Below are 25,551 nucleotides of genomic sequence, written 5' to 3'. Positions count from 1 at the left end.
GGGCGGGTCAGCCGCCCCGGTGATCGGGCAGGTCGGGGGTCTGATGCAACAGACGATTGAGACGCAGCCGGTCGGCGTTGAGGGGGTCGGGGGCCAGTTCACCGGCCACTTCCCGGAAGGTCTGCTCCACGGGCTCGGGCACCCTCACGTCGAAGATGCGCTCCATCAGTGCTTCGATGGAGAAAAGGTGGGCGTTGATGTTCTCCAGATCGGCCATGGCCTGCTGGATCGCCTCGTTTTCAGGGGGTGCGTCGGCGCTGGCGTCGGCTGAGGCGGCTTCAGGGGCCGCGGGGGTGGGGGGCGTGTCGCCGTCGCCGTGCTGCTTCTGGAGCTCCTCCAGCACCCGGCCGGCGAGGGTGCGGAACGACTGCAGCGCCGCCCAGTTGAGCTCCTGCTGCTGACGCAGGCTGGGATTTTCGCGGATCAGCCGGTCGTGTTCCCGATAGAACCGCTGGCAATCAGGACATTGGCAGGGCTCTTCTGGCACCGCGTCCCTTCTTTCATTCAATGGTCATCATGGCACCGACCGGGAGCAGCGGGGCAAAGTGCAGCGCCGGAGCCGAAGCGATCAGGCGGCCATCGGGTCCTGATCGGGATGGTCCCCCGCCTCCTGGAGCAGCGGCAGGGGAATCTCGATCGAACTGACCACCTGAATCACATCGCGCAGGCGCATCGAGTCGGCGAACCAGCCCATGGCCTGCTCGACGTCACCGCGGCGCTCGGCATCGCCGGCCTGCTCCTCATGGGCATCGGCCAGCAAAGCAAGCCAGCAGAGGCAGCGGGCCTGGACCACCGACAGATCGAGTTCGTCGGGGTGGCTGTGGGCGATCGATTCGCTCTCCTGTTGCACCAGCAACCGCAGGCGCAGGTCGTGAAGCTGGGTCATCCACTGCTGACGACTGGCGACACGCTAGCGGGAGCGTCCGCTTTGGGAAGCCCACCAGCGGTAGCGCTCGTTACGGCCCAGGCCAGACGTCAGTTGCCGGCGTAGGCGATGCCGGCCTCCACCTCGGCGATCGCCTGGTTCACCAGGTTGATCGCCCGGTCGCGGTGCCCACCTTTGTTGGGGGCGGCCATCTGCAGGGACGACCGGGCGCTGAACAGCGCATTCAGGGCGTTCTGCATGTTGGGCTGCTGGGCCACGGCCACGCCCGAGGCGACGGCCGCACCGGCGAGGAAGGCGACGGGGGTGGCGAGCCAGGGGGAGAGCAGGGGACGGGAAGCCATGGCCTTAAGAAATGCTCAAGGAAATCTAGGCGGACCGGGGAACGGGGCTGGCGGGACTCGAACCCACGACCTACGGTTTAGGAAACCGTCGCTCTATCCGGCTGAGCTACAGCCCCTTGAGGCCAATTATGAAGGGTGTCGGGATCCGGCACGGCAAGCCCCGAGAGAACCCAGTGGCCACCTGGCTTCGACCGCCAGGGGCCGGGCCGGGATTTGCGGGTTCCTGGACAAGGGCCCGGGAATTCTGTGAAACGGGTGAGAGGTGGTAGTATTTCGGCGGTACGACTCCTCTCCTCCTACCCACCATGCTTTCGCTCAGATCGCCTATAGGCCTTGGGGCTGCGCTCAGCGCAAGCCTGGCCGCCTCTCTTCTTTCCGTCAGCCCGGTCCAAGCCCAGACCGCCGGAGCGCCCTCCGGCAACGAGTGGCCCGGCGGCGTCGACGGCAGCAGCAAGCCCGCTGCTTGCAACAGCTTTGCTCTGGGTTCCCAGATCTTCAGCGGCAGCTTTGCCTGCATCGCCGGCGATAAGATCTACAGCAGCTTCAGCCTGATCCAGGATACCGGCAATAAGCTGGCCTCCAGCATCTTCCAGTTCACGATCAACGGTACCAACCACACTCTGGCTGCCATCGGCGACTTCACGCCCGGTACCTATGAGTATGGCTACACCATGACCATCTTTGACGCTCTCAACAGCGGTCAGAGACTGGAAAGCGCTGCGACGTCGGCCACTTCGTCCAACATCGGCACCTCCATCCCGGCTTGGACCAAGACCCTGGATGTCTCCACCAACGACGAGGACCTGTTCATCACCACCTCCCAGGCCGGTGGCCCCCTGACGACCACCGATGGTCCCAAGACCTTCGGAGTGGCCGTTCAGCCAGTCTCGGCTGACTTCATCTCGAAGCTGGTTGTCGCCAACCTCCCGAACAACGCTGTCCAGGGGATCACCGATACCGTGACCCAGAAGTTCGACGACGGCGAATCCGTCCCCGGCCCGCTGCCCATCCTTGGTGCAGCCGCAGCCTTCGGTTTCTCCCGCAAGCTGCGCAGCCGCATCAAGCAGACCGTCTGAGCCCAATCGGGTCAACGTTTGTTTCGCCTCCACTTCGGTGGGGGCTTTTTTTTGCCTGATTGCCAGCCTGGTGATCGCTCCTGCAGGCGATGCTCCTCCTGACAAACGTCGGCGTGCCGGTAGATTTGGCCTCCCTTCAGAAGAATGCCCGTAATGGATGCGACGGAACTCAGGTCTTCGGACAGCGGTGAGGTGCGCATCAGGAAGGAGGCCGCTCGTGCCTTCTCCGTCGTGGGCATTGTCTCCATCGGCCTGGGTCTGGTCGTGCTGGTGTTCAGTTCCCTGCCGGTGCGCCTGATGGACCCGGTCTGGCAACTGCAGTTCTCCGGCGCCCTCACGGCGGGGGGGTTCTCGCTTCTGATCGGCACGCTGCTGGTCTGCACGGCCGGTGCCCTGCCGGTCTCGCCTCCACCCATCCACGCCAACGTGAAGTTGTTGCGTGGCATCTGCACCTGGGTGGCGATTCTCTATCTCGCACTCATCCCGATTCAGCTCTATGCCGGCATGCGGGTGCTGCAGCAGAAATCGGGCGAGGAGGGCCGGACACAGGCGAGCTGGAGAAAATTCAAGAAGCAGCTCGAGGCCACTGGCAACGAGCAGGAGCTGCGTGCCCTGCTCGGGCAACTGCCCCAGCCCATCAATCTTCCGGCCAAGCTCGACCAGCCGTTCCCCAAGTTCAAGGAGCTCATCGTTGCCGAAGCGGATTCCCGCTTCAACGCCCTCGCCTTCCAGACCGACCAGGCCCGCTCCAGGCGTCTGCAGGGCTTCATCAGCGAAGCGGCCAACAACACCCTCAAGTCCCTGCTGTTCGCGGGGGGCTTCGCCGCCTTCGGCCAGGGGAAGGAAGGCGGGCCGACCCTGCTCGACAAGGCGCTGGGTCTGTTCGGCAACAAGCCCCGCCGCCGCGGCCGCGCGGCATGAAGCCCAAGGGGTCGCTGCCTACAGTGACCCCGGAAAGCAGGCGAGGTGATCGCGATCGGTGCGGTGCGGCCTTCGGGCCACAGCCGCGGCCGGTTGAGGAAAGTCCGGGCTCCCCAATGGCCAGGCCTGCTGGGTAACGCCCAGTGCGGGTGACCGTGAGGACAGTGCCACAGAAACACACCGCCGATGGCCCGGGCTTGCCCGGCGCACAGGCAAGGGTGCAAAGGTGCGGTAAGAGCGCACCAGCGGCATCGAGAGGTGCCGGCTTGGTAAACCCCGGCTGGGAGCAAGGCCCAGGGACAGCGGTTGGCCATCTTCCCCGTCCCGATTCCCATGCGCCGCTCGAGGCCGCCGGTGACGGCGGTCCCAGACAGATGATCACCCCCCCAGCCGGCGGTCCGCCGCCGGCTGGGGAGAACAGAACCCGGCTTACGTCCTGCTTTCCCCTTTTGCCCCACGATGACTCCCCAGCGCCGCCAGCAGATCCTGGCCTTTCTGGAGAGCCTCGGCTTCGGCGCCCCCTCCGGCCTGCTGCCCCCGGATCCGGCCGCCGCGGACGCCGCCCTCGACACCCTGGATGAGGCCCTCACCCACAGCTCCACCGGCCTCCCCCGCCACCACGACCGCCTGGAGTTCCTCGGCGACGCGGTGCTGCGGCTGGCGGCCGCCGAGTTCCTGCACCGGGAGCATGCCTCCCTCAGCGTGGGCGACACCTCCGCCCTGCGGGCCCAGCTGGTGTCCGACCGCTGGCTGAGCGAGCTGGCCCGCAGCATCGCCCTGGAGCCGGTGCTGCTGATGGGGCCGATGGCTGCCGGCGACCGGGCCGGCCGCTCCACCGTGCTGGCCGAATGCGCCGAGGCCCTGGTGGGCGCCATCTATACGGTGGGGGGCGGTCCCCAGGGCGGCCTGATGGCCGTGCAGCGCTGGCTGGCCCCCCACTGGCAGCTGAGCGCCGCCGAACTGCTGGCCGACCCCGCGCGCCACAACTGGAAGTCGGTGCTGCAGGAATGGAGCCAGGGCCAGGGGAAGGGCCTGCCCATCTACCGCAGCCAGGAGCGCAGCCGGGTGCACGGGGATCCGGAGCGCTTCGAATGCCGGGTGGAGGTGGCCGACCTCAGCGGTGAGGGGCGGGGCGGCTCCCGCCGGGAGGCGGAGCAGCAGGCGGCCAGGGCGGCGCTGGCCGCGCTGGCGCTCAGGCCTGCTCCAGGGTGCTGAGGGGCACGGTCACCAGCTTGTCCCAGTTGCCGCCCTCGAACAGCACCGCGGCCATCGCCCCGCTGATGCGCTGCACGAAGCCCTGGTAGCCGTTGTAAATGGAGCGGGGATCGCGCACCACCACGGTGGAACCGGGCAGGATCGGGCTGCTGGCCATGGCGGATGCCCTGGGGGGGACCATCAAGTGGGGCCATTATCGATGCCGAAGCGTCGCGTTGGGCCACCGGCGGGTGCCCGCGGGCACCGCACAGCCCCGTGACGCGATGATGCGCCGCGACGGGAGCGATCAGGCCGTGGCCGACACCAGCAACGAGAGCCAAGGGGCCGACCCGGGTGAGCTCATGGCCGTCGGGCGGATCGTGGCGGCCCAGGGCATGGGCGGCGACGTGCGCCTGCTGCCCCTGAGCGACTTCCCCGAGCGGTTCACCCGGCCCGGCCCCCGCTGGCTGCAGGCCCCCGGGGGCCAACCCCGGCCGGTGCGGCTGCTGGCCGGCAGACCCGTGCCCGGCAAAACCCTGTTCGTGCTGCGCCTCGAGGGCATCGGCGACCGCAACGCCGCCGAAGGCCTGGTGGGCCATCACCTCATGGTGCCGGCCGCCGACCGTCCCACCCTGGAGCCGGGGGAGTTCCATCTCCTCGATCTGGTGGGGCTCCAGGTGCGGCTGCTGCCGGATCCCCAGGCCCCGATCGGCACCGTGACCGACCTGATCCACGGGGGCAACGACCTGCTGGAGGTGGAGCTCAGCAACGGCGGCCGGCGGCTGCTGATCCCCTTCGTGGAGGCGATCGTGCCGGAGGTGAACCTGGCGGAGGGCTGGATCGGCCTGACGCCGCCCCCCGGCCTTCTGGACCTCTGAAACCCTCCGGGGTTCACCCGGACGCTGACGGCCGGGTGCGGCTCCGGTTGAATGGGCCCGTCTGATGGTCCTGCGGGACAGCTGCCGCCGCGATGGCTACCCCCTCCCTGGTCCCGGTGATCCTCTGCGGCGGCACCGGCACCCGCCTCTGGCCCCTGTCCCGGGCCAGCTATCCGAAGCAGTACTGGCCCCTGGCCGGCACCACCGAGGAAACCCTCCTGCAGCAGACCCACCAGCGCCTCCAGGGGCTGCCGGACCTGGCGCCGCCGTTGCTGATCTGCAACGAGGACCATCGCTTCATCGTGGCCGAGCAGATGCGCCAGATCGGCGTCGAGCCGGCGGCGATCCTGCTGGAGCCGGTGGGGCGCAACACCGCCCCGGCGGTGGCGGTGGCGGCCCTGCAGGCCACCGCCCGCGGCGAGGACCCCCTGCTGCTGATCCTGGCGGCCGACCACGTCATCCGCCGGGCCGCCGACTTCCGCGCCACCGTGGCCGCCGGCATGGCCGCCGCCACCGCCGGCCAGCTGGTCAGCTTTGGCATCGTGCCCACCAGCCCCGAGACGGGCTACGGCTACATCGAGGCCTCCGAACCCCTGGCGGCCACCCCCGTGCCGATCGCCCGCTTCGTGGAGAAGCCGGACCGGGCCACCGCCGAGGCCTTCCTGGCCACCGGCCGCTTCACCTGGAACAGCGGCATGTTCCTGTTCCGCGCCAGCGCCATCCTGGCGGAGCTGGATCGCTTCGTCCCCGAGGTGGTGAGCGCCTGCCGCACCGCCCTGGAGCACGACAGCGCCGACCTGGAGTTCCTGCGGCTGGAGCGGGAGGCCTTCGCCAACGGCCCCAGCATCGCCATCGACGTGGCGGTGATGGAGCGGACCGACCGGGGCGTCGTGCTGCCCCTCGATGCCGACTGGAGCGACGTGGGCAGCTGGGCGGCCCTCTGGGAGACCTCGGAGCAGGACCCGGAAGGCAACGTGCTGCGGGGCCGGGTGATCAGCGAGGGCAGCCGCAACTGCTACCTGCGCAGTGAGCACCGCCTGGTGGTGGGGCTGGGGGTCGAGGATCTGGTGGTGGTCGAGACCGACGACGTGGTGCTGGTGGCCCACCGCGACCGCGCCCAGGAGGTGAAGGGCATCGTCGGCCGGCTGGAGCGGGACGGGGCCCCCGAGAGCCGCGCCCACCGCCGCATCTACCGCCCCTGGGGCCACTACGACGGGGTGGTGGAAGGGGAGCGCTGGCAGGTCAAGAAGATCTCGGTGAAGCCCGGCGCCAGCCTGTCCCTGCAGATGCACCACCACCGGGCCGAGCACTGGGTGGTGGTGCGGGGCACCGCCGTGGTGGAGAAGGACGGGGTGGAGGAGCTGGTGGGCGAGAACCAGAGCACCTACATTCCCCTCGGCGCCCGGCACCGCCTCACCAACCCCGGCAAGATCCCCATGGAGCTGATCGAGGTGCAGAGCGGCCCCTATCTCGGCGAGGACGACATCGTGCGCTTCGACGACCAGTACGGCCGCAGTGACGCCCCCCTGACCTGCCCTTGAAGAGCGTGTCCAGTTTCATGGCAGGGGCGGAACGGCCCCTGCGACCGCTCAGGCGCGCCCTGTCGGCGGCCATCAGCCGCCACCTGGCCCGCCGCCTCCTGCGGACGATGGAGCGCGCCACCCCGGCGCCGTTCGCGACGACCCCACCGGAGGGGTTCCGCCGCGGCATCGACCACTACACCCGCCAGGACCTGATCGCGGTCCTGCAGAACGTCCTGGCCTCCTACCGGAGGGCCTGCGGCCGCTACCCCGATCTCGCCAGGCCCCGCTCCTACTCCGAGAAGGTGAGCCACGCCAAGTTCTTCGCCCCCATCAAGGTGCCCGAGAGCGGCAACAAGCTGCTCACGGGCAGCTTCCTGCCCCCGGCCCTGGCGGGCCAGGTGAGCGTGCCGGAGGTGGTCTGGCACCACGACCAGCCCCAGCTGCCCGCCAATGGGCAGCTGGAGCCGGGCGAGTACTACCTCAAGGCCAGCCACGGCTCCGACATGGTCCAGCGCATCCGCTTCCCGCTGGAGGCAGGGCAGCGGGAGGCCCTGGAGGCCACCTGCCGGCGGTGGCTGAGCCGCCCCTTCGGCCTCGGGCAGGGTGAGTGGTGGTACAACAGCTTCCCCCGGCGCCTCCTGATCGAGCGGTCGATCTCCTCCCGCATCCCGTCGCTGTCCCTGCTCTTCTATGTGCTCGGGGGTGAGGTGGCCCTGATCACGGTCTTCGCCAAGGCGCTGCAGCCGGGCAAGCCCAACCGTCGCCTGCTGCTGGACGGACGCTTCGTCCCCCTGGCCGAGCAGGATCCTGCGGAGAAGCGGCTGGCGGACTTCCAGCTCAGCGAACCGCTCCAGCGGCGCTGCCTGGAGGTGGCCCGCACCGTCGCCGGCCCGTTGCACTCGGTCAGGGTCGACCTGATGGTGGGGGACGACGGCCGGATCTACCTGAACGAGGTCACCTTCTCCCCCAGCAACGGTCTCCCCTTCGTGGGCAGGGACCTGGACCTGCAACTCGGCCAGCTCTGGCCGGGGACCAGCCTGTGGCGCTGAAGGCGCCGGCCTGGGGCGGCGAGCCCGCGGAGCGGGCAACGCCGCCTTCGGTCGGCGCCCTCAGCGCCACAGGAGCTGGCGGAGAGGGGGGCAGGCACAGGCCATCCAAGCTTGCGGCAGAAGGCTCTCGCCTCCCCCGGGAGGGTGTGGCGCTGCGGTGAACCGGAGGCGGCGTTGCCGGCCCAGGCCGGCTCGCCGACCGGAGTTTCCCCGCAGCGCCACACCCTCACTCGACAGTGACGGACTTGGCCAGGTTCCTGGGCTGATCGACGTCCAGGCCCCGGTGGGCGGCGATGTGATAGCTGAGCAGCTGCATCGGGATCACCGTGAGCAGGGGACTGAGCAGCTCGTCCACCTCCGGCAGGGGCAGCAGCACGTCGAACAGCTCGGTGTCCGGGCAGGCGGGCGCCACGCCGATCAGCTGGGCATCGCGGGCCTTGGCCTCCTGGGCATTGGAGAGCACCTTCTCGAACACGGTTCCCGGCACGGCGATCGACACCACCGGAACCCGGGCGTCGAGCAGGGCGATCGGGCCGTGCTTCATCTCACCGGCCGGGTAGCCCTCGGCGTGGATGTAGCTGATCTCCTTGAGCTTGAGGGCCCCCTCCATGGCGATCGGGTAGTTGATGCCACGCCCCAGGAAGATCACGTCCTGGGTGTCGGCAAACAGGTGGGCCAGCTCGGCGCAGCAGCGGTCATGGTCGTCGACCAGGCGCTGCAGCACCGCCGGCATGGCCCGCAGCTGCTCCACCAGCTCCCGCAGCTGGGCGGGGGTGCGGCCGCCACCGAGGGGATGGGCGGTGCCGCCCCGGCGCTCGGCGAAGGCCAGGGCCAGGCCGTAGAAGGCCAGCAGCTGGCCGAGGAAGGTCTTGGTGGCGGCCACCCCCACCTCGATGCCGGCGCCGATGTCGAGCAGGTGGGGGACCAGGCGGCCGAGGGAGCTCTCCGGGCGGTTGGTGATGCCCAGCAGCCTGGGGGCATAGGCCGGATCGGCCACCAGGAAGCGCCGGTCCTGCTCCATCGCCAGGGCGGCGAGGGTGTCGGCCGTCTCCCCTGACTGGGTGACGCCGATGGTGAGCGTGTGGGGCTCCAGCGGCGGCGGGGCGTAGCGGAATTCACTGGCGTAGAACACCGACGTGGGCAGCCCCGCCAGCTGCTCGAGCAGATGGGCCCCCACCTGGGCCGCATGGCGGCTGGTGCCGCAGGCGAGGATCTGGATCCGCTCCACCCCCTCGTAGACGGACTCATCGAGGGGAAGGGCCACCAGGGCGCCCTCCGGCAGATGGCGGGCCACCCACAGGGCCACCGTTTCGGGTTGCTCGTGGATCTCCTTGTGCATGAAGTGGCGGAAGCTGCGCTTGTCCGCCACGTGCTCGGTGCCCACCAGCAGCGTCGGGTTGCGCTGCACCCGCGCTCCGTCCCGGTTGTAGAGCTCGATGCCCAGGGGCGTGAGCAGGGCCACCTCCCCGTCCTCCAGGGGCAGGATCGTGCGGGTGAAGCCAGCCAGGGCCGGGGTGTCGCTGGCGCAGAGGAACTCCCCCTCCCCCAGGCCGATCAGCAGCGGCGCCTGGCGCCGGGCCACCACCACCGCCCCAGGCACCGCCGCCCACACCACCGCCAGGGCATAGGCCCCGTGCAGCAGGGGGAGCACCTGCTGCAGGGCCTCCAGCAGCAGCGCCGGCGAAGCGCTGGCCCCCTCGGCCTGCCGCTGCCGCAGCCAGCGGGCGATCAGGTGGGGGATCACCTCGGTGTCGGTGTCGGAGCGGAACTCCACCCCCTCGCCCTGCAGCTCCTCCCGGAGGCTGCGGTGGTTCTCGATGATGCCGTTCTGGACCACGGCCAGCTGGCCGCTGCCGTCGAGGTGCGGGTGGGCGTTGCGCTCCTCCGGCTTGCCGTGGGTGGCCCAGCGGGTGTGGCCGATGCCGCACTGGCCCGGCGCTCCCCGCTCCTCGAAGCGGGCCGTGAGGTTGACCAGCTTGCCCTCGGCCTTGAGGCAGTGCAGGCCGGCCCCGTCAACGGTGGCGATGCCGGCGGAGTCGTAGCCGCGGTACTCCAGCTGGCGCAGGCCCTCCAGCAGCTGGGGGGCCGCCTCCCGTGAGCCGATCAGGGCAACGATGCCGCACATAGAACAAGTAGGCCAAAAAAAAGCCCGGCGCAGGCGCCGGGCATGAGCTTATGGGAGGGCAGCGGCGGCGCCGGTGCTCAGTAGGCCAGGCCCATGGAGCGGCTGGTCTCGTCACCCAGGTAGACGCGGATGCTCAGGAAGTCGGTGGGGCAGGCGGTTTCGCAGCGCTTGCAGCCGACGCAGTCTTCGGTGCGGGGCGAGGAAGCGATCTGGGCGGCCTTGCAGCCATCCCAGGGCACCATCTCGAGAACGTCGAGGGGGCAGGCACGGACGCACTGGGTGCAGCCGATGCAGGTGTCGTAGATCTTGACGGCGTGGGACATGCCAGGGCCGGGAACGAACGGCGAGGTGCCCAAAGTACCCACACCGTTCCGGCGCAGGGCGACACCCGGGGCTGGCCGTCACCCTTGTTCATACGCCGAAAGGCCCCGAACGGGGCGACCCGTAGGATGCTGCCTCCCTCACAGCAGCCATGTCCCAGGAAGCGATCTTCGAGAAAGTCCGGTCGATCGTTGCCGAACAGCTCAGCGTGGAGGCTGACGAGGTCAAGCCGGAATCCAATTTCCAGAACGATCTGGGCGCCGATTCCCTCGACACCGTCGAGCTGGTGATGGCCCTGGAGGAAGCCTTCGACATCGAGATCCCCGACGAGTCGGCCGAAGGGATCACCACGGTGGGTGACGCCGTCAAATACATCCAAGAGAAGCAGGCCTGAGGCGTCCATGGTGGAGGGTCTCCGCCGCGTCGTCGTCACCGGCCTGGGCGCGGTCACACCGATCGGCAACAACGTCGCGGATTACTGGGAGGGGCTGACCAGCGGCCGCAATGGGGTGGCGCCGATCACCCTGTTCGATGCCTCCCGCCATGCCTGCCGCTTCGCCGCCGAAGTCAAGGACTTCGACACGGCGGGCTGGCTGGAACCAAAGGAAGCAAAGCGCTGGGATCGCTTCTGCCAGTTCGGGGTGGTCGCGGCCAAGCAGGCGGTCGCCGATGCCGGCCTGACCATCGACGACGGCAACGCCTCGCGCATCGGTGTCGCCATCGGCTCCGGCGTGGGCGGGCTGCTGATGATGGAAACCCAGGCCCACGTGCTGGCCGACCGCGGTCCCGACCGGGTCAGCCCGTTCTGTGTGCCGATGATGATTCCCAACATGGCCACCGGACTGGCGGCCATCGCCATCGGCGCCAGGGGCCCCAGCAGCGCCGTGGCCACCGCCTGCGCCGCCGGCTCCAACGCCATCGGGGATGCCTTCCGGCTGATCCAGATGGGCCTGGCGGACGCCATGGTCTGCGGCGGTGCCGAATCGGCGATCACCCCCCTGGGGGTGGCCGGCTTTGCCAGCGCCCGGGCCCTGTCGTTCCGCAACGACGACCCCGCCACCGCCAGCCGCCCCTTCGACGCCGAGCGCAACGGCTTCGTGATCGGTGAGGGGGCGGGGGTGCTGGTGCTGGAGAGCCTCGAGCACGCCACGGCCCGGGGCGCCCGGGTGCTGGGCGAGATCGTCGGCTACGGCATGACCTGCGACGCCTACCACTACACCCTGCCCTCCCCCGGCGGCGTGGGGGCGGCGGAGGCCATCCGCCTGGCCCTGGCCGATGCCCGGCTGGAGCCGGAGGCGGTGGACTACGTCAACGCCCACGGCACCAGCACCCAGGCCAACGACAGCAACGAGACCGCCGCCATCAAGTCGGCGCTCGGGGCCCACGCCATGACCATCCCGGTCAGTTCCACCAAGTCGATGACCGGCCACCTCCTGGGTGGCAGCGGCGGCATCGAGGCCATCGCCGCGGTGCTGGCGGTGGCCCACAACCTGGTACCGCCTACGATCAACTACAGCACGCCTGATCCTGCCTGCGATCTGGATGTGGTGCCCAACCAGGCCCGGGAACACGCCGTCAACGTCGTGCTCTCCAACTCCTTCGGATTCGGCGGCCACAACGTCTGCCTCGCCTTCCGCCGGATGACCTGAACACCCGGCGCGCCAGCGCACCGGGTCACCCATCCCAGGAACACCTCCCTCCTCCCTGTACTCCCCCGTCAAGCCATGGTCGCCGCCCCCTCCACCCAGGTCGATAGTCACGTAGAGACGCTCTGCATCAACAGCATCCGCTTCCTGGCGGTCGACGCGATCAACAAGTCCAACTCGGGGCACCCCGGGCTGCCGATGGGCTGCGCACCGATGGCCTTCTCCCTCTGGGACAAGGTGCTGCAGCACAACCCGAAGAATCCGCAGTGGTTCAACCGCGACCGCTTCGTGCTCTCGGCCGGCCACGGCTGCATGCTGCTGTACGCGCTGCTGCACCTCACCGGCTACGACAGCGTGACCCTGGAGGACATCAAGCAGTTCCGCCAGTGGGGCTCCCGCACCCCCGGCCACCCGGAAACCTTCGAGACCCCGGGCGTCGAGGTCACCACCGGGCCCCTGGGCCAGGGCATCTCCAACGCCGTGGGCCTGGCGATCGCTGAAGCCCACCTGGCGGCGAAGTTCAACAAGCCCGACGCCACCATCGTCGACCACTACACCTACGTGCTGATGGGTGACGGCTGCAACCAGGAGGGCGTCTCCGGCGAGGCCGCCTCCCTGGCCGGCCACCTGGGTCTGGGCAAGCTGATCGCCCTCTACGACGACAACCACATCACCATCGACGGCAACACCGGCGTGTCCTTCACCGAGGACGTGATGAAGCGCTATGAGGCCTACGGCTGGCATGTGCAGCACGTCGAGGACGGCAACACCGACGTGGCCGCCATCACCCGGGCGATCGAGGCGGCCAAGGCGGTCACCGACCGTCCCAGCCTGATCAAGGTCACCACCACGATCGGCTACGGCTCCCCCAACAAGGCCAACACCGCCGGCGTGCACGGCGCCGCCCTCGGGGCCGAGGAGGCCGAGCTCACCCGCCAGCAGCTGGAGTGGGGCTATGGGGCTTTCGAAGTGCCCGAGCCCGCCTACGAGCACTGGCGCCAGGCGATCCAGCGCGGTGCCGCCGCCGAAGCCTCCTGGAACGAGAGCCTGGCCGCCTACCGCAGCCGCTACCCCGCCGAGGCCGCCGAGTTCGAGCGGCTGCTGCGCGGTGAGCTGCCCGAGGGCTGGGATGCGTCCCTGCCGGTGTTCACCCCCGAGGACAAGGGCCTGGCCACCCGCCAGCACTCCTACAACGCCCTCAACGCCTTCGGCCCCGGCCTGCCCGAGCTGATCGGCGGCTCCGCCGACCTCACCCACTCCAACCTCACCGACATCAAGGGCGAGGCCAGCTTCCAGAAGGGCCACGAAGCCAACCGCTACCTGCACTTCGGCGTGCGGGAGCACGCCATGGCGGCGATCCTCAACGGCATCGCGTACCACAACAGCGGCCTGATCCCCTACGGCGGCACCTTCCTGGTGTTCGCCGGCTACATGATCGGCGCCATGCGGCTGTCGGCCCTCTCCGAGCTGGGCGTGATCTACGTGCTCACCCACGATTCGATCGGCCTGGGCGAAGACGGCCCCACCCACCAGCCGGTGGAAACCCTCGCCAACCTGCGGGCCATCCCCAACTTGCTGGTGATCCGCCCCGGCGACGGCAACGAGACGGTGGGGGCCTACAAGGTCGCCGTCACCAACCGCAAGCGCCCCACGGTGCTGGCCCTCAGCCGCCAGGCCATGGTCAACCAGGCCAACTCCGCAGCCGAGAAGGTGGCCAAGGGCGGCTACATCCTCAACGACTGCGACGGCACGCCGGACCTGATCCTGATCGGCACCGGCACCGAGCTCGACCTCTGCGTCAAGGCCGCCGCCCAGCTCAGCGCCGAAGGCAAGGCCGTGCGCGTGGTGTCGATGCCCTGCGTCGAGCTGTTCGAGGAGCAGGACGCCGCCTACCGGGAGTCGGTGCTGCCCGCCGCCGTGCGCAAGCGGGTGGTGGTGGAGGCCTCCAGCTCCTTCGGCTGGCACAAGTACACCGGCTTCGACGGCGCCAGCGTCTCGATCGACAGCTTCGGTGCCTCCGCCCCCGGCGGCGTCTGCCTCGAGAAGTTCGGTTTCACCGTCGACAACGTGGTGGCGACGGCCAAGGCGCTGGGCTGAGGTGGTGCCCAATCCATCCATGGGCACTATCTTCCTAGCGAGTTCTTCCTAAGTCCGATGAAGAAGAAGCCAGAAAGTCCCACGGCAGACTTGCTGGCCCTCTTCTTATCAAGTGGCCTGACCCCAACCGCGGCGCTGGCACAGTTCGTGTTTGCATGCGTCGCGATGGGGGGGTTCATGTTCAGCCATGGCCTGAACATCGACGAAGAGTTGGGTTTGTTTACCCCGTTTTCAATCTCCCTTCAGGGCCGATTTTCCCTTGAACTGTTAGGCCAAATACTGCAGCCACCGGGAGTCTTACCCTTGGCCCCCTATGCACTGCTGGCTGCAGCCTATATCATTTCATATAACACCATTGTTTCCATTCACGGCCTACGCCATTCCTGGAGAACCCAGCTAGGCTTTCTGATTTTTATTCTGTTTCCAACGAACTGGCTTACTCAGGAGTATTCAGGCCTGGCTGCAGGCCTTGCTCTTGGGCTGATCTGCACATCCACGGCTGCCTTGTTGACGGTGGACAGAATCAGGAATCAACGCCCTCCCCTCCAGCACAGCCTGCTCTCAGTTCTCACGGTAGCTCTGCTGGTTCTCGCTCTCAGCACCTTTCAATCCCAGATCACCGTCTATTTTGCCATCGGAATGGGGGTAACCCTGTTTTCGATCTCTCAGGCAGAGAGCCATCAATCAGCATTTGGCCTTACCAGCCTTCGAACCTGGATTGTGTACGGGGTAGCATCCGTCCTGGCCTATGCGCTCACCGTCAAGGCGTATCTCACGCTCACAGGCCAGAACATCCAACATGTGAATATCTACTTTCGAAGCCCCTATTTCATGCTCAGGACAGAGCCGCTTCAGTACATCACGGGCAACCTGGAGCAATACACTAGAACCTATCTCACGCCTGGCTTCTTCTATGGCCATCCCCTCTGGGGCCTGCCCCTGCTTCTGATTGGCGCTCTTGTTCTTTACTTCATCTACTGCGGCCCAGCTCGCGATTTAACCCAGGCTTCCGGGATCCAACTCAAGGCAGGTTGGCGAGGAATGCTCGGCTGGCTATCCCTGCTTGCCATCCCCTTGGCCCTTAACATTGTCTCAAAACCGTATCGGATTCCGATGCGGGCTCTCTTCGCCGTTCCCTATGTGGCCTGGCTGGCATCAATGGTGTGGATGGAGCTGGCGGCAGGCTCACGGAGATTGAGGATTCTCATGGTTGGCGCAGCACTGTCTTGCGTGTTGATTCTGCAGAGCCTTATTACGATTTCCCATTATTACGCAGCACGTGCTTTCAATCAACGTGCTGATCAGCTGGTTGCCAACACTGTTGCTTCCGTGATTGCCACGAGTTCCAAGCAAGCACCCCGGGTCTCCAGAATTGCAACCGATGGCTCACTGCAACGGGAGCAACCTTATCGAACCGGATGGTACTCCTTTGCCGGTTCCTCCTTTTTCAATTGGGATGGAGGCAGTGCTCTGCGGATCAGTGCCTGGCTGAGAGCGATGGGCATTCCAGGCCTGAAACCCGTGGAAGAAAAAGAGAAGAAAAGATTTGAGACCGAGTTTGCAACCATGAAACCCTGGCCGCAACCAGGCTCCATCCAGGTGAATGACGACACCGTACTGATCAAGCTGAGCTGAGCATTGAAGACACAGTCACTACGCCTTGACGAAGTGTCGAGACATTCTCACTGCCGGAGAGTTCTCCAGAATCACCGTAACCTTCGTGCACCGACGCGACGTCGCTTTGCATAGTGAGCTGCGGGCACACGCTGGAGACGCTGACCGTTTCCACTGGCACACGTTCACCGGCTTTGACGGCGCCAGCGTCTCGATCGACAACTTCGGTGCCTCCGACCCCGGCGGTGTCTGCTTGGAGAAGTTCGGCTTCACCGTCGACAACGTGGTGGCCACCGCCTAGGCGCTGGGCTGACCTCGGCCTGGCCGAAGGCAACGCCAAGACATTCATCAACAGGAAGCCGGGATCTCACTCCCGGCTTGTTTGATGCTTCTCCTGGGGATCACTGATCCGTTCATAGAGGATGCCCAATTCATTGGTCTGACGCACGCGGTAAACCTCAAGCAAGTTGACGCCGTGGCGCCGGGCCAGCTCCTCCAAGGGGGGGAAGTTGGCCGGAGCAAGACCAGCACCCTTTCGCGGGGAGGACACATGGTCAAGCACGAATCTGGGCCTGTCCTGCGAAGTGGTGAGCGCGCGGATGTATGCCGTCGTGTCGTTCTTGACCCAGGACAAGACGAGTAGTGTGCCGAGGTTGAGGTCACTGATATGAGTGTCATGAACCCCTAGAAGGTGGGAATTCAATCCAAAGACATGGAGACCTTCCTGACGCGTTTCGGCGGGGAGGAGGGAACCCATGCGACTGCCGCCAGAAGCCAGCTCCCGGGTCATCCTGTGGCCCGTAACGCTCAGCAGAGCGAGAACAGGTGTAAGGGCCAGAAGTGGGGCCCACCATGGCATCGCGAACGGTCGGGCAGGCCATGAAGCCGGGACCTTTGCCGATGCAGCGGAGCTGACAAGGCCAGGGACGTTGGCCAGGCCTGTGGCCATAACCACGACAGCCGTGGGAATAAGAAGCAGGTAGTAGTTCAACATGCCCTTGTTGGGCAGCAGAATCGCGGCGATGGTGGCGAGAGACAGGAGAAGCGACGCCCTGAAGAAATGAAGAGAGTGGGGCGGGTAGCGCTGGGGGCGAACCAGGGGAACGAGCCACACAAGCCAGGCCAGCAGGAATTGAGGGGCTTCGACTGCCAGCGTGCGCAGCTTGGCCAGCAAACCCATGAGCAGATCAGGTGCATTGCGGACGAAAGTGAAAACCTTGACAATGAACCAGACGGCCACAGCCCGGAGAGAAAACCCAGACGGCTCCCTACTGGAGGCGTCGATATCTACGACGCCCATGTAGTCGCCCAACAGGGAACCGGCGCGGCTGAACAGCCCATAGCCCCCCATCCGGTAAACGAGCAGGTCAACCACCAGACACGCCACGAAAGAGATAGCTAGAAGCCGGAAAGTCCGCCGCCGGCCGAGGCCCCCACCCAGGATCAGAGCCCACACCTGGGGTACGAGCTGATACTTAAGGTGAAAGGCGGCCACGGAAAGGGCAACGACACCTGAGAGTGCTCGGCGTCCCGCTGGTCGATGAACCAGAAGCGTCCACATGCCAAGGAGCAGCACACTGCCAAGGATCTCGCCATTAGGAGTGAGTTGGGTGATCGACAGATCCGCTGGCCGGATCAGCAGAGGCGGTCCGACGCAAAAGAAGCAAACGGCAACGGATGCCCCGCGATTCAGCAGGGCACGACTTCCTGCATAGGCCAGCATGGCAATAAGACCCACGGCCACGGACTGCACGAAAGCGATCGCGAATCCGTCCTGTAATGGAGGTGGGATGCCGATGAAGCGGAGCAAAGCCAAGAGCGGGACGTATAGCAGGGGGTGGAGAAAACCTTGCGTATACATGTCAACGACCTCGGTGCCTGGGGGGCGCTGCAAGTAGCGGCGTGCCAGTGACGCAGCCACATGGACATCATCCTGAAATCCACTGGTAATCACACCCGCCCACAGAACCCGAATAAGAATGGCAAGGGACGTAGAAATAAACAGAAGAAGACCGATATTCAGGTCAGATGTTCGGAGCCTGAATGGACGACGAATTCGATCGGCCAGATCCATGAAACAATCACGCTGGTTCACCAAGATACACGACATCAACCCAGCTGAAGAGCCAGTTTGAGGCTGGGAACAAGGAGAACAGGGCACGGGTTCTCTGCAGAAACGAAAGACTGAGATCGCCTGGATGGGAGAAATCGCCAATGGGCATGGCAGTCTTCAACCACTGAGTGCAACAGACCTTCATGGAGTTTCGCCGAACGCCAAATAAGTCCTCGATGGTGCTGCAGCGAAGATGCCATCTGAGCATGATGCTGACGCGACGCCCATCATCGGTTGTGACAGCATGTTCACAGGACAGCATGCAACGGGCGCAAAGGCGTCTCGGAATCTGAAGACAAACGGGAATCATCGGCTAACGTGGAAACGACAGCACTCGTCTGCAGCATGACATCCGAACGACTCGTATACGTATCGACGGCCTACAATGAGTCGCTGAACCTTGAGGAGTTGCATACGCGCTGTCGTCAAGCCTTCGAGCAGATCAGGGAGGCCCTTCCGAACCCTGACGACCTTGAGTTCGGCATGGTGATTGCCGACAACAACAGCAGCGACGAAAGCCTGACGGTGATTCAGCGCATTGTCGCGAAGGACCCGCAGGTTATCGGGATCGCCAACAGCAGTAACTATGGCCCGGAAGCTTCAGCCGTCAACGCCTTCAAGCACGCGGGCGATTGCAGCTTGATGATCTGTCTCTGCTCCGATCTTCAGGATCCTCCCGAGCAGAGTGTGGAGATGGTGGTGCGGCTGCTTCAGGACAATTCCAAGGATGCGGTGCTGGCCGTCAAGAGTCGATCGGCAGGGGGGCCGCTGCTGCAGATGGCGCGCAGGACGTACTACAAGGCCCTCGGCTATTCCTCCAGGCTCCAACAGGTTCCCAGTGGCTTCCATGGCTTCGGCTGCTACCGAAGAGAGGTCGTGGAGGAGATCCTGCGCTACTGGGATGAGTCGGGGATGAACCTGCGCATGTGCATCGCCAACAGCTGCCATTCGCCGGTGCTGATTCACTACAGGCAGGCCGATCGAACCCGGGGGACATCCTCCTATCGCGGCGCAGGCTATGCCCTGGAGGCCATCCGTGCACTGGTGTCCGCAGACGCAGCCGCCAGTCGGCTGGCCCTCACCATCGGTGGATTTGGGGTACTTTTTGCCTTCATGGTGGCCGTGTTCCTGCTCGCCAACTATCTATCCGGGAACAGTCAGTACGAAGGCGGCATCCCCACGGTCATGGCCCTGGTTCTGATCAGCTTTGGCCTGCAGATGCTGACCATGGCGGTGGTCTCCCGGCAGATCGAAGGCCTGCGCCTTTCCGGCTTCAGGCCGAAGCTCAGATATACCTTGATGCGCCAGAGCCAGAGTCCGAATGATTAGCCATTCATTCACCCGCTATGGGCTCAACGGGATCGCCTTCACCATTCTCGGCCCAGCTCTTTTCTGGCTGGCCTATCCAATGGGCGCCTTTCTCGCCCTGGGCCTTGCAGAAGCAACCTGTCATGTCCTGAGGTACTTCAGCTTTCGCTTTCTTGTCTTCCCCAGCAGCCAGGGCTATCGGGTTTCCATCGGGCGCTACATCGTTTCCATCGTGCCCACCATTACGGCGGGAGCCGTCATCGTCGCCCTGTTCAAGGGAGTGATCGGTAGAACGGAGCTGACGGTGCTGGGCGCCGCCACGTCCCTGATCGTTGGCTATGCATGGAGCACGTTTGTTTACAAGCAGAAGATACCCACCAGGCGCACAGAGCATGACGAACCCCAGAGCTGAATCTCCTGCCCGAGGAGATGGGCAGCATGGAAGCCATCTCAATAAGTCCGTACTACGATGCCATTGCGGTGAGCAGCATCCATCATGAGACAGACTTGCCTCGTTTGCGGCCATCAGTTGTCGGAGCCGATCCTTCACTACAGCGATCTCCCTTCCGGCGCCCAACAGATGCCAACGAAGGAAGAGCTGGCTTCAGACAAGGGAATCGATTTCAGCGTCAGGCAATGCCTCTCCTGTGAGACCTTGCAGCTTGACTGCGAACCCGTTGCGTATTATCGCGATGTCATCAGGGCGATGCCGGTCAAGGGTGTCTTTGCCAATCTGAAGCTTGAGCTGTTCAAGGACTTTGCCAAGAAGTTTTCTTTGGACGGCAAGCATCTGATCGAAGTCGGCTGCGGCAAGGGTGACTTCATCCAACTCTTTTCCAGCGAATCGGTAAGGATCTCTGGAATTGAGCATGCGAATACCTCCGTCCTCGCCGCGCAAAGCAAGGGCCTCGACGTCGTTGAAGGATTTGTCGACTCCGCTGAATGCGGGGTGCCGAACGCGCCCTATGACGGGTTTCTCTCGATCAACTTCCTTGAACACCAACCAGATCCTTGCGGCATGCTGGCTGGAATTCACAGAAGCCTGACGCCCGATGGCGTAGGCCTGATTACGGTGCCCAGCTTCGATCACATTCTGCGCTATGATGCCTATTACGAGTTTGTCAGGGATCACCTACTCTACTTTACGGAAACCACGTTGCGGCGCATGCTCGAAACGAATGGGTTTGACATCCTGGAGATGGGCCTCTTCAATGAAGATACAATTTATGCCTACGTCAGGAAACGGCCAGTTGTTGCCTTGAGTGGGCTGTCCAACAACTACATGAAGCTGCGCAGCGAGCTGAATGCGTTGATTGATGATCTCAAGGCCCAGGGCAGACGCGTGGCCCTATGGGGAGCCAGCCATCAAGGCTTTACGATCATCGCTTGTGCGGGTATTGGAGAAAAGATTGAGTACATTATTGATTCGGCAGAGTTCAAGCAGGGCAAATACTCGCCCGCCACGCACATTGAGATCATTTCTCCCGCCGAAGCCCTATCCAGGGCAGCCAATGCCATCATCATCGCCGCACCGGCGTACACCAAAGAAATCCTCGGCGTGATCCTGTCGACCTATCCTTCGGATACCCATGTTTCCGCCCTCCGGCAAGACGGGATTGAGGTTCTTCATCAGCCGGTCAGCCCTTAAGGCCAGCAGCCGTATCGGTGATCTGCTCGTCCATGGTCCATGCGGAAAGGCCATGGGTGGAGAGGAAGTCCAGGAAAGGAGCGGGATCAGAGGAGTAGACATTCGGAGTGAGGCCCGGGTCAACAGAGGAGACGGGCTCAGGAAGGCTGAATAACCTGCTGACTCTCTGTGCCAGGGACGTCAGATCGGTTTCCTCGCTGACAGTGGCCAGGGGAGCCTCCAATGGAGGATGGTCGCTGGCCAGCCACGCCCAGGCCGACGCCACAATGTTGCCGGCATGGCCAAAGCCGCGAACCACGCGATTCTTGGACTTCAGGATGATCTGGCTACCGTCCCGGGCTTTGAGAAGAAAGTCACCCAGGGCATAGATCTCAGGGTTCGTCATGAATCTGCCCGAGAGCGTGTAGATCCTCAGGATGAGGCTGGCGGTGAGCTCCCTGATCCGCACTTCCTCTTCATACTTGAGGGCGCCATAGGGGTTTTCAGCGATCTTCTCTTCAGAGGCCCGACCGGTGCTATCAAAGGCCGCCGCGGCACCGGAGGAAATGTTCACAGCCCTGACGCCGGGTGAATGCACGATGGCCTCGCAGACAAGCCTGGTGATCTCCCGGTTGATCGCGATATAGGCGTCAACACCGACAGCATCCAGCCCGGAGCGAGGGAAGAAGGCCCCATGGAAGAGATAGCCAAAGGGCTCCTGCTTGGCATGCTCCGGCAGCTCAGCCAGTGGGTGGACGGGATAATCGAACGACTGGTCTTGCCCATAGGCTGTGGTGCTCAGCAAGGCGGGCTTACTGGCATAGGCTCGGACCTTCTGACGAAAGACATCGGGCGCGAGCAGACGCTGCAGCTCGTGCAGTGCGGTCTTTCCCACCCACCCGGTGGCACCGGTGACGGCAATGGGCTTGGAATGAAACTCAGACATCAGAAAATGGCGTGTAGGTGAAACAACTGATTCGTCGGTTATTGATCGTATGGCTCAAGATTCAGCATCGAATCGCTCAAGATCAGGTGTCGCGCTCAAGCACCTTCCAGCGGCTCTCCAGCATCTCGATGCGCATCTGGTCTTCCTGGTACATCAGGCCATAGTACTCACGCTTATTGAGCAGCCAGAGCAATTCGAAGTGAACAGCCTGCAGCAAGGCTTCTGCAAGATCGGGCGAGTCAAGGGCTGATCCCTGGAAGATGACCTTGCGGGTTTCGAAACGATCCAGATGGACAGCCTGGAATCGCTTCAGGTTGGGAAACGCATCAATCGACACGGCTCCGCCAACAACGAACTCAAGACCGGCCTTCTGGCACTTCCTGGCGATATCTTCACCAACCTCGGTGACCTCATTTCCTTCCAGGCCCTCCCGACCAACGCCGAGCGAGCAGCTGAAGTCAACACGTCCGAACACGACGCCATTGCAGCCAACCTCCGCAGAGGCTGCTGCGATCAGATCATCGATGCAGCGATAGCCCGCGATCGTTTCCACGTTGAACAGGAACTTGACATCCTCCTGATCCTCAGGAGCAAAGACCTTGTTCTTGGCGGCAATGAATTTCCCCAAGGCATAGGGGGATTCCACCATGGGGGCAATGATGTAATTGACCCCAAATTGCCGCGCCTCAAGCATGTCACGGATGGCCTCGCAGCCACCCACCTTCAGGGCCATGCCCACATCGGCCTTGTGGGCGATTTCGAGCAGCCTCAGGAGCTCGTCCGTACGGGTACCTTCAGCCTCAAACTCAGCCTTTGTTGCAACCACACCGAAACATTCTCTTCCGCGCTTAAGAATATCCAACATCTTCCGTTCATGAGCGTTCATCGGTCTCGTGACGATTGGTCGAATCTTACCAGAAATGGACGCTTTTGATTACTCGGATGTGTGCAGGTATCGGTAAACACAAGAAGCAATCTCGTCGGGGAGGTCGGGAGTCATCCTGTGAAGCGGATTGGATTCCATGCCACCCTGGGCACTGATACGGCTGGAGATCTTGGGGAAATAGCTTTGCTCCGGATCGATGGGTACAAGGAACAACGCTGGCGATGGACGCTCCCATAACTCAAGGAACACAGGATCGTCGGAACACCACCCAGCGGAGAGGGTGTGGACGGGCACGTCATAGGCCTTGCCAAGGAGCCTCCAATCGGGAAACCCCAGACCGGAGGGAACGTCACAGCCGACGTAAGAGCCTTGAAAGTAGTTCTTCTGGGTCATGCGGATCGATGCATAGCCCTCATTGCAGAACAGGAAGATCTTGAGATTCAGATCGTTGACGGCGACCGTGGCCAGCTCCTGAAGGTTCTGACTGAACCCACCGTCCCCCTCAACCAGAACGGTGCGATGGTGGCGGTCGGCGAGGGCCACACCGATCGCCGCCGAAAGGCCATAGCCCATGCTCGCCAGCCCCTTGTTCGTGAGCATCGTCTGGCCCTGACGCAGGTGAAAGGCCTGCATCATCACGGTGAAGGCACCACCACTGCTGCAGGGAACGATGTGGTCGGCATCACCGCAGACCCTGGAGAGGTCCATCACCATGTCGTAGGGATTCAGATAGCCCTCGGCCGTGGCATTGCAGGCCTCTGAGAGGGGCAATCGGGATTTGACGTCATGGCAGAAGGCCAGCCATTCCGGGTGCTGGCAAAGATCATGACGAAGCAGCTGGCTCAGAAAGGCATCGGCATCGGCCTGAATGGCCTCCGCCAGCGTCGGATTCGGCTTGGCCAGCTCGGCTGGGTCGATCTCCACCTGAATCACATCCCCCACCGGCAGGAACTCCTGCCAGTTGAAGCCTGTCTGCTGCAGCCCGAGCCGGGTGCCGATGGCAATCAGCAGGTCGGACTGCTGCAGAAGGATGTTGCTGTACCGCTGCCCCCAGGTGTTGGGCCGACCGAAGTAATTGGAATGGTCGGACCCATAGCGATCGGCCCCATTCCAGGTGGTCATCACCGGCAGACCCAGGGACTGCAGGAGGGACTCAAGCTGCTGGGCACAGGGCCGCGAGACACCACCACCTAGGAGCAGGACCGGCCGTTGGGCTGCGGCGACACGGGCCGCGATCCGGGCCGCGGTGGGGGCGGTGTCGGGAACCGCGGCCGTGGTCGCTGGGGTGAGGGGGGCCCCCTCTGCGGCCAGCCAGTCCTCGGGGACCGGATGGGCCTGGACATCCAGGGGGAGCTCCAGAAACACCGGCCCAGGCCGACCCTGCCAACTCAGCGCCACGCTGGTCAGGAAGGAGAGATGATCCAGGGGCTCCCGCAGACAGAGACTCTGCTTGCACAGTGGGGCCGCCAGCGCCACACCGTCCACCTCCTGGATACCCAGCTGACGCAGGCCGGGAGGGGCCAGATCACTCACTTTGACCTGGCCTCCGAGCAGCAGCAGCTCGCGGCTCTCCAACCAGGCCCCCGCCAGGCCCGTGAGGGCATTGGTCAGACCCGGACCTGCCGTGACCAGGACAAAGGCACGGCCGATTCCTTCTGCCGCGGTTCCCGAATTCAGGGTGGCATTGTGATGTTCGGCGGCAATGACGGCAGCCACCTCATGCACCGTGGGAACGCACACCATCTGATGGCGGGCGGAATTCAGCAGATGCATGATGTTCCCCCCCGCGACAAAGTAGCAGTGGGTGAAGCCCGCGGACTTGAGCCACTCCAGCATCACATCGGAGTATTTCATCAACCAATCTCCTGGGGAACGGAAGACACAGCCTTGAGGGCCTCCTCCATGGCGAGCTGGATGGCTGCCAACTGGGGCTCACCGGCCGGGATCTTGATTTCCTCGACCCCAAGCACACTGGAAGGCTCTAATCCTGGCTTCACACCGCTGGAGGTCGGAACGATCAGATGATAGTAACCGGGAGAATGCTTCTTGTCAGCAAGAAAGGCACGACGGAAACGTTCTGGGTCAAACGATTCAACGGTCGTGGGATCAAGCGTCGGATGCAGAAGCTGAAGGCAATGATCCCAGAGCGACAGACAATCGGGCGGTGACCCGAGAAAGCGGACCGCCGCCATCATCCCCAGGGCCACCGCCAGCCCGTGGGGAATGGCGAACTGGGTCGCCGATTCCAGGGCGTGCCCCCAGGTGTGGCCAAAATTGAGGCAGCGTCGCTCTGCCCGGTCGAATTCGTCCCTCTCCACGAACCACTGCTTGACCCGCAGGGTGGCGTGCAGCAAGGCGGCCAGGTCCTGCTCGCTCCAGGCTCCGGCCAACACAGGCTGCACCAGCTCCAGATAGCTGGAGAAGGCCTCAGGTCCACGGCAGAAGGCGATCTTGGCAGCCTCTGCAGCCCCACCTGCCATCTCCACGGCAGGCAGTGTGCGTGCGAAGACAGGAAGGATCTGAATGCAGCGAGGGGGGTGGAAATTGCCGATCAGATTCTTGTAGGGGCCGACATTGATCGAACTCTTGCCCCCCATGCAGGAATCGGCCATGCCCAGGAAGGTGGTCGGCACGTAGTCCCAGGCGATACCTCGCATGTACAGCGAGGTCACGAAGGTGGCGATGTCCTGGATGACGCCACCTCCCACGGCGAGCAGGCGGGAGCCGCGACCGAGTCCGGCCTGCTTGAGCGCCACGAACAGCTCGATGGTCTGCGGCAGGGACTTGGCGTCTTCGGTGGCCTCCAGGAAGATGACGGGCTGCTCTGCTGGAAAGCTGATCCTGTCCCGGAAGAAGGCATCCATCAGGATCAGGTCCGCCTCAGGCTTCCATGCCCCGAGATCGGTCAGCCCCTGGAAGTCGATGCTGTAGTCGGACAGTGAGCTGCGGATGACGATGGGGGGGAGCGAAGCCAGGGACAGGGACGTCATGAAGGACTGG

Annotated in this window: 25 protein-coding genes, 1 tRNA gene and 1 other RNA gene; 15 read left to right on the top strand and 12 right to left on the bottom strand. The window is 64.4% G+C overall.

The window, feature by feature from the left end; genetic code table 11:
- Positions 1 to 7: 7 nt before the first annotated feature.
- From CJZ86_RS02240 to CJZ86_RS02225, 4 genes are all read right to left on the bottom strand, one after another.
- The gene (locus CJZ86_RS02240; RefSeq protein WP_094584337.1) at positions 8 to 487 is read right to left on the bottom strand and encodes a DUF8661 family protein; all 480 of its coding nucleotides are present in this window, start codon (positions 485 to 487) and stop codon (positions 8 to 10) included.
- Between the two features lie 81 nt (positions 488 to 568).
- The gene (locus tag CJZ86_RS02235; RefSeq protein WP_094584336.1) at positions 569 to 886 is read right to left on the bottom strand and encodes a DUF8670 family protein; all 318 of its coding nucleotides are present in this window, start codon (positions 884 to 886) and stop codon (positions 569 to 571) included.
- An 89-nt stretch (positions 887 to 975) separates the two neighbouring features.
- A complete protein-coding gene (locus CJZ86_RS02230) occupies positions 976 to 1,227 on the bottom strand; it encodes a hypothetical protein (RefSeq protein ID WP_094584335.1) in 252 nt (83 codons plus the stop codon).
- 42 nt (positions 1,228 to 1,269) lie between these two features.
- Positions 1,270 to 1,343 (bottom strand) — tRNA-Arg (locus CJZ86_RS02225).
- 189 nt (positions 1,344 to 1,532) lie between these two features.
- Here CJZ86_RS02225 and CJZ86_RS02220 point away from each other — a divergent pair.
- The 4 genes from CJZ86_RS02220 (at position 1,533) to rnc (ending at position 4,439) form a co-directional block, all read left to right on the top strand.
- The gene (locus CJZ86_RS02220; RefSeq protein ID WP_094584334.1) at positions 1,533 to 2,303 is read left to right on the top strand and encodes a hypothetical protein; all 771 of its coding nucleotides are present in this window, start codon (positions 1,533 to 1,535) and stop codon (positions 2,301 to 2,303) included.
- Positions 2,304 to 2,447: 144 nt separating this feature from the next.
- Entirely contained in the window at positions 2,448 to 3,224 is a 777-nt protein-coding gene (locus CJZ86_RS02215) for a hypothetical protein (RefSeq protein WP_502690413.1), read from the top strand.
- 33 nt (positions 3,225 to 3,257) lie between these two features.
- Positions 3,258 to 3,671, top strand: an RNA gene (gene rnpB / locus CJZ86_RS02210) — RNase P RNA component class A.
- A 12-nt stretch (positions 3,672 to 3,683) separates the two neighbouring features.
- On the top strand, positions 3,684 to 4,439 hold the full coding sequence (gene rnc, locus CJZ86_RS02205) for a ribonuclease III (protein ID WP_094584332.1): 756 nt from the start codon (positions 3,684 to 3,686) through the stop codon (positions 4,437 to 4,439).
- Here rnc and CJZ86_RS02200 read toward each other — a convergent pair.
- Positions 4,417 to 4,596: an NAD(P)H dehydrogenase subunit NdhS gene (locus tag CJZ86_RS02200; protein ID WP_015109734.1), complete on the bottom strand. Its 180-nt coding sequence runs from the start codon at positions 4,594 to 4,596 to the stop codon at positions 4,417 to 4,419. The two genes, rnc and CJZ86_RS02200, sit on opposite strands and share 23 nt — an antisense overlap.
- Before the next feature lie 184 nt (positions 4,597 to 4,780).
- On the opposite strand from CJZ86_RS02200, the gene rimM reads away from it, so the two are divergent.
- From rimM to CJZ86_RS02185, 3 genes are all read left to right on the top strand, one after another.
- On the top strand, positions 4,781 to 5,296 hold the full coding sequence (gene rimM / locus CJZ86_RS02195; protein WP_094584467.1) for a ribosome maturation factor RimM: 516 nt from the start codon (positions 4,781 to 4,783) through the stop codon (positions 5,294 to 5,296).
- 92 nt (positions 5,297 to 5,388) lie between these two features.
- Positions 5,389 to 6,837, top strand: a complete 1,449-nt coding sequence (locus CJZ86_RS02190; RefSeq protein ID WP_094584331.1) for a mannose-1-phosphate guanylyltransferase/mannose-6-phosphate isomerase — start codon at positions 5,389 to 5,391, stop codon at positions 6,835 to 6,837.
- Positions 6,834 to 7,868: an ATP-grasp domain-containing protein gene (locus CJZ86_RS02185; RefSeq protein WP_502690412.1), complete on the top strand. Its 1,035-nt coding sequence runs from the start codon at positions 6,834 to 6,836 to the stop codon at positions 7,866 to 7,868. The genes CJZ86_RS02190 and CJZ86_RS02185 overlap by 4 nt, the downstream gene beginning before the upstream one ends.
- 226 nt (positions 7,869 to 8,094) lie before the next feature.
- Here the strand turns inward: CJZ86_RS02185 and glmS are convergent, their stop codons facing one another.
- Together glmS and psaC are read right to left on the bottom strand one after the other, a co-directional pair.
- Positions 8,095 to 9,993 carry a glutamine--fructose-6-phosphate transaminase (isomerizing) gene (gene glmS, locus CJZ86_RS02180; protein WP_094584329.1) on the bottom strand — a complete coding sequence of 633 codons (1,899 nt, stop codon included), beginning with the start codon at positions 9,991 to 9,993 and terminating at the stop codon, positions 8,095 to 8,097.
- 77 nt (positions 9,994 to 10,070) lie between these two features.
- Positions 10,071 to 10,316: a photosystem I iron-sulfur center protein PsaC gene (psaC, locus tag CJZ86_RS02175; protein WP_011377242.1), complete on the bottom strand. Its 246-nt coding sequence runs from the start codon at positions 10,314 to 10,316 to the stop codon at positions 10,071 to 10,073.
- A 149-nt stretch (positions 10,317 to 10,465) separates the two neighbouring features.
- Between psaC and acpP the strand changes: the two genes are divergently transcribed.
- The 5 genes from acpP (at position 10,466) to CJZ86_RS02150 (ending at position 15,972) form a co-directional block, all read left to right on the top strand.
- Positions 10,466 to 10,708, top strand: a complete 243-nt coding sequence (gene acpP, locus CJZ86_RS02170) for an acyl carrier protein (protein ID WP_035833476.1) — start codon at positions 10,466 to 10,468, stop codon at positions 10,706 to 10,708.
- 7 nt (positions 10,709 to 10,715) lie between these two features.
- Positions 10,716 to 11,963 (top strand): beta-ketoacyl-ACP synthase II, encoded by a 1,248-nt coding sequence (gene fabF, locus CJZ86_RS02165; RefSeq protein WP_094584328.1) that lies wholly within the window; start codon positions 10,716 to 10,718, stop codon positions 11,961 to 11,963.
- A 75-nt stretch (positions 11,964 to 12,038) separates the two neighbouring features.
- Entirely contained in the window at positions 12,039 to 14,057 is a 2,019-nt protein-coding gene (gene tkt / locus CJZ86_RS02160) for a transketolase (protein WP_094584327.1), read from the top strand.
- A gap of 57 nt (positions 14,058 to 14,114) precedes the next feature.
- Entirely contained in the window at positions 14,115 to 15,692 is a 1,578-nt protein-coding gene (locus CJZ86_RS02155) for a glucosyltransferase domain-containing protein (protein ID WP_094584326.1), read from the top strand.
- Between the two features lie 25 nt (positions 15,693 to 15,717).
- A complete protein-coding gene (locus CJZ86_RS02150) occupies positions 15,718 to 15,972 on the top strand; it encodes a transketolase-like TK C-terminal-containing protein (protein WP_094584325.1) in 255 nt (84 codons plus the stop codon).
- 66 nt (positions 15,973 to 16,038) lie between these two features.
- On the opposite strand, the gene CJZ86_RS02145 is transcribed toward CJZ86_RS02150, so the two are convergent.
- Positions 16,039 to 17,745: a hypothetical protein gene (locus tag CJZ86_RS02145; RefSeq protein ID WP_143594013.1), complete on the bottom strand. Its 1,707-nt coding sequence runs from the start codon at positions 17,743 to 17,745 to the stop codon at positions 16,039 to 16,041.
- Between the two features lie 384 nt (positions 17,746 to 18,129).
- Here CJZ86_RS02145 and CJZ86_RS02140 point away from each other — a divergent pair, with 384 nt between their 5' ends.
- From CJZ86_RS02140 to CJZ86_RS02130, 3 genes are all read left to right on the top strand, one after another.
- Positions 18,130 to 19,113, top strand: coding sequence for a glycosyltransferase (locus tag CJZ86_RS02140; RefSeq protein WP_094584323.1), 984 nt, complete (start codon positions 18,130 to 18,132; stop codon positions 19,111 to 19,113).
- The gene (locus CJZ86_RS02135) at positions 19,106 to 19,504 is read left to right on the top strand and encodes a hypothetical protein (protein ID WP_094584322.1); all 399 of its coding nucleotides are present in this window, start codon (positions 19,106 to 19,108) and stop codon (positions 19,502 to 19,504) included. Before CJZ86_RS02140 ends, CJZ86_RS02135 begins: the two co-directional genes overlap by 8 nt.
- A 117-nt stretch (positions 19,505 to 19,621) precedes the next feature.
- Positions 19,622 to 20,740 carry a class I SAM-dependent methyltransferase gene (locus CJZ86_RS02130; RefSeq protein WP_158219485.1) on the top strand — a complete coding sequence of 373 codons (1,119 nt, stop codon included), beginning with the start codon at positions 19,622 to 19,624 and terminating at the stop codon, positions 20,738 to 20,740.
- On the opposite strand, the gene CJZ86_RS02125 is transcribed toward CJZ86_RS02130, so the two are convergent.
- The 4 genes from CJZ86_RS02125 to CJZ86_RS02110 form a co-directional block, all read right to left on the bottom strand.
- Positions 20,730 to 21,665, bottom strand: coding sequence for an NAD-dependent epimerase/dehydratase family protein (locus CJZ86_RS02125; RefSeq protein WP_094584320.1), 936 nt, complete (start codon positions 21,663 to 21,665; stop codon positions 20,730 to 20,732). The genes CJZ86_RS02130 and CJZ86_RS02125 overlap by 11 nt on opposite strands.
- Before the next feature lie 82 nt (positions 21,666 to 21,747).
- Complete coding sequence (locus tag CJZ86_RS02120) at positions 21,748 to 22,530, bottom strand: aldolase/citrate lyase family protein (RefSeq protein WP_233133788.1); 783 nt, start codon at positions 22,528 to 22,530, stop codon at positions 21,748 to 21,750.
- Between the two features lie 69 nt (positions 22,531 to 22,599).
- The gene (locus tag CJZ86_RS02115) at positions 22,600 to 24,405 is read right to left on the bottom strand and encodes a thiamine pyrophosphate-binding protein (protein WP_094584318.1); all 1,806 of its coding nucleotides are present in this window, start codon (positions 24,403 to 24,405) and stop codon (positions 22,600 to 22,602) included.
- Positions 24,405 to 25,541 carry a 3-dehydroquinate synthase gene (locus CJZ86_RS02110; protein WP_094584317.1) on the bottom strand — a complete coding sequence of 379 codons (1,137 nt, stop codon included), beginning with the start codon at positions 25,539 to 25,541 and terminating at the stop codon, positions 24,405 to 24,407. The genes CJZ86_RS02115 and CJZ86_RS02110 overlap by 1 nt, the downstream gene beginning before the upstream one ends.
- Positions 25,542 to 25,551 lie beyond the last annotated feature (10 nt).

The organism is Synechococcus sp. BO 8801, from assembly GCF_002252675.1.
Taxonomy (GTDB): domain Bacteria; phylum Cyanobacteriota; class Cyanobacteriia; order PCC-6307; family Cyanobiaceae; genus Cyanobium.
This window is presented reverse-complemented; position numbering and strand designations above follow the sequence as displayed.

Bases quoted from the DNA above. Each gene is read 5' to 3' on its own strand.
- CJZ86_RS02220 (WP_094584334.1), top strand. From the start codon at position 1,533: ATGCTTTCGCTCAGATCGCCTATAGGCCTTGGGGCTGCGCTCAGCGCA.
- CJZ86_RS02190 (WP_094584331.1), top strand. From the start codon at position 5,389: ATGGCTACCCCCTCCCTGGTCCCGGTGATCCTCTGCGGCGGCACCGGC.
- CJZ86_RS02120 (WP_233133788.1), bottom strand. From the start codon at position 22,530: ATGTTGGATATTCTTAAGCGCGGAAGAGAATGTTTCGGTGTGGTTGCA.
- CJZ86_RS02200 (WP_015109734.1), bottom strand. From the start codon at position 4,596: ATGGCCAGCAGCCCGATCCTGCCCGGTTCCACCGTGGTGGTGCGCGAT.
- CJZ86_RS02135 (WP_094584322.1), top strand. From the start codon at position 19,106: ATGATTAGCCATTCATTCACCCGCTATGGGCTCAACGGGATCGCCTTC.
- tkt (WP_094584327.1), top strand. From the start codon at position 12,039: ATGGTCGCCGCCCCCTCCACCCAGGTCGATAGTCACGTAGAGACGCTC.
- acpP (WP_035833476.1), top strand. From the start codon at position 10,466: ATGTCCCAGGAAGCGATCTTCGAGAAAGTCCGGTCGATCGTTGCCGAA.
- CJZ86_RS02110 (WP_094584317.1), bottom strand. From the start codon at position 25,541: ATGACGTCCCTGTCCCTGGCTTCGCTCCCCCCCATCGTCATCCGCAGC.
- CJZ86_RS02125 (WP_094584320.1), bottom strand. From the start codon at position 21,665: ATGTCTGAGTTTCATTCCAAGCCCATTGCCGTCACCGGTGCCACCGGG.
- CJZ86_RS02235 (WP_094584336.1), bottom strand. From the start codon at position 886: ATGACCCAGCTTCACGACCTGCGCCTGCGGTTGCTGGTGCAACAGGAG.
- CJZ86_RS02215 (WP_502690413.1), top strand. From the start codon at position 2,448: ATGCCCGTAATGGATGCGACGGAACTCAGGTCTTCGGACAGCGGTGAG.
- rnc (WP_094584332.1), top strand. From the start codon at position 3,684: ATGACTCCCCAGCGCCGCCAGCAGATCCTGGCCTTTCTGGAGAGCCTC.
- psaC (WP_011377242.1), bottom strand. From the start codon at position 10,316: ATGTCCCACGCCGTCAAGATCTACGACACCTGCATCGGCTGCACCCAG.
- glmS (WP_094584329.1), bottom strand. From the start codon at position 9,993: ATGTGCGGCATCGTTGCCCTGATCGGCTCACGGGAGGCGGCCCCCCAG.
- CJZ86_RS02230 (WP_094584335.1), bottom strand. From the start codon at position 1,227: ATGGCTTCCCGTCCCCTGCTCTCCCCCTGGCTCGCCACCCCCGTCGCC.
- CJZ86_RS02155 (WP_094584326.1), top strand. From the start codon at position 14,115: ATGAAGAAGAAGCCAGAAAGTCCCACGGCAGACTTGCTGGCCCTCTTC.
- CJZ86_RS02115 (WP_094584318.1), bottom strand. From the start codon at position 24,405: ATGAAATACTCCGATGTGATGCTGGAGTGGCTCAAGTCCGCGGGCTTC.
- CJZ86_RS02145 (WP_143594013.1), bottom strand. From the start codon at position 17,745: ATGGATCTGGCCGATCGAATTCGTCGTCCATTCAGGCTCCGAACATCT.
- rimM (WP_094584467.1), top strand. From the start codon at position 4,781: ATGGCCGTCGGGCGGATCGTGGCGGCCCAGGGCATGGGCGGCGACGTG.
- fabF (WP_094584328.1), top strand. From the start codon at position 10,716: ATGGTGGAGGGTCTCCGCCGCGTCGTCGTCACCGGCCTGGGCGCGGTC.
- CJZ86_RS02140 (WP_094584323.1), top strand. From the start codon at position 18,130: ATGACATCCGAACGACTCGTATACGTATCGACGGCCTACAATGAGTCG.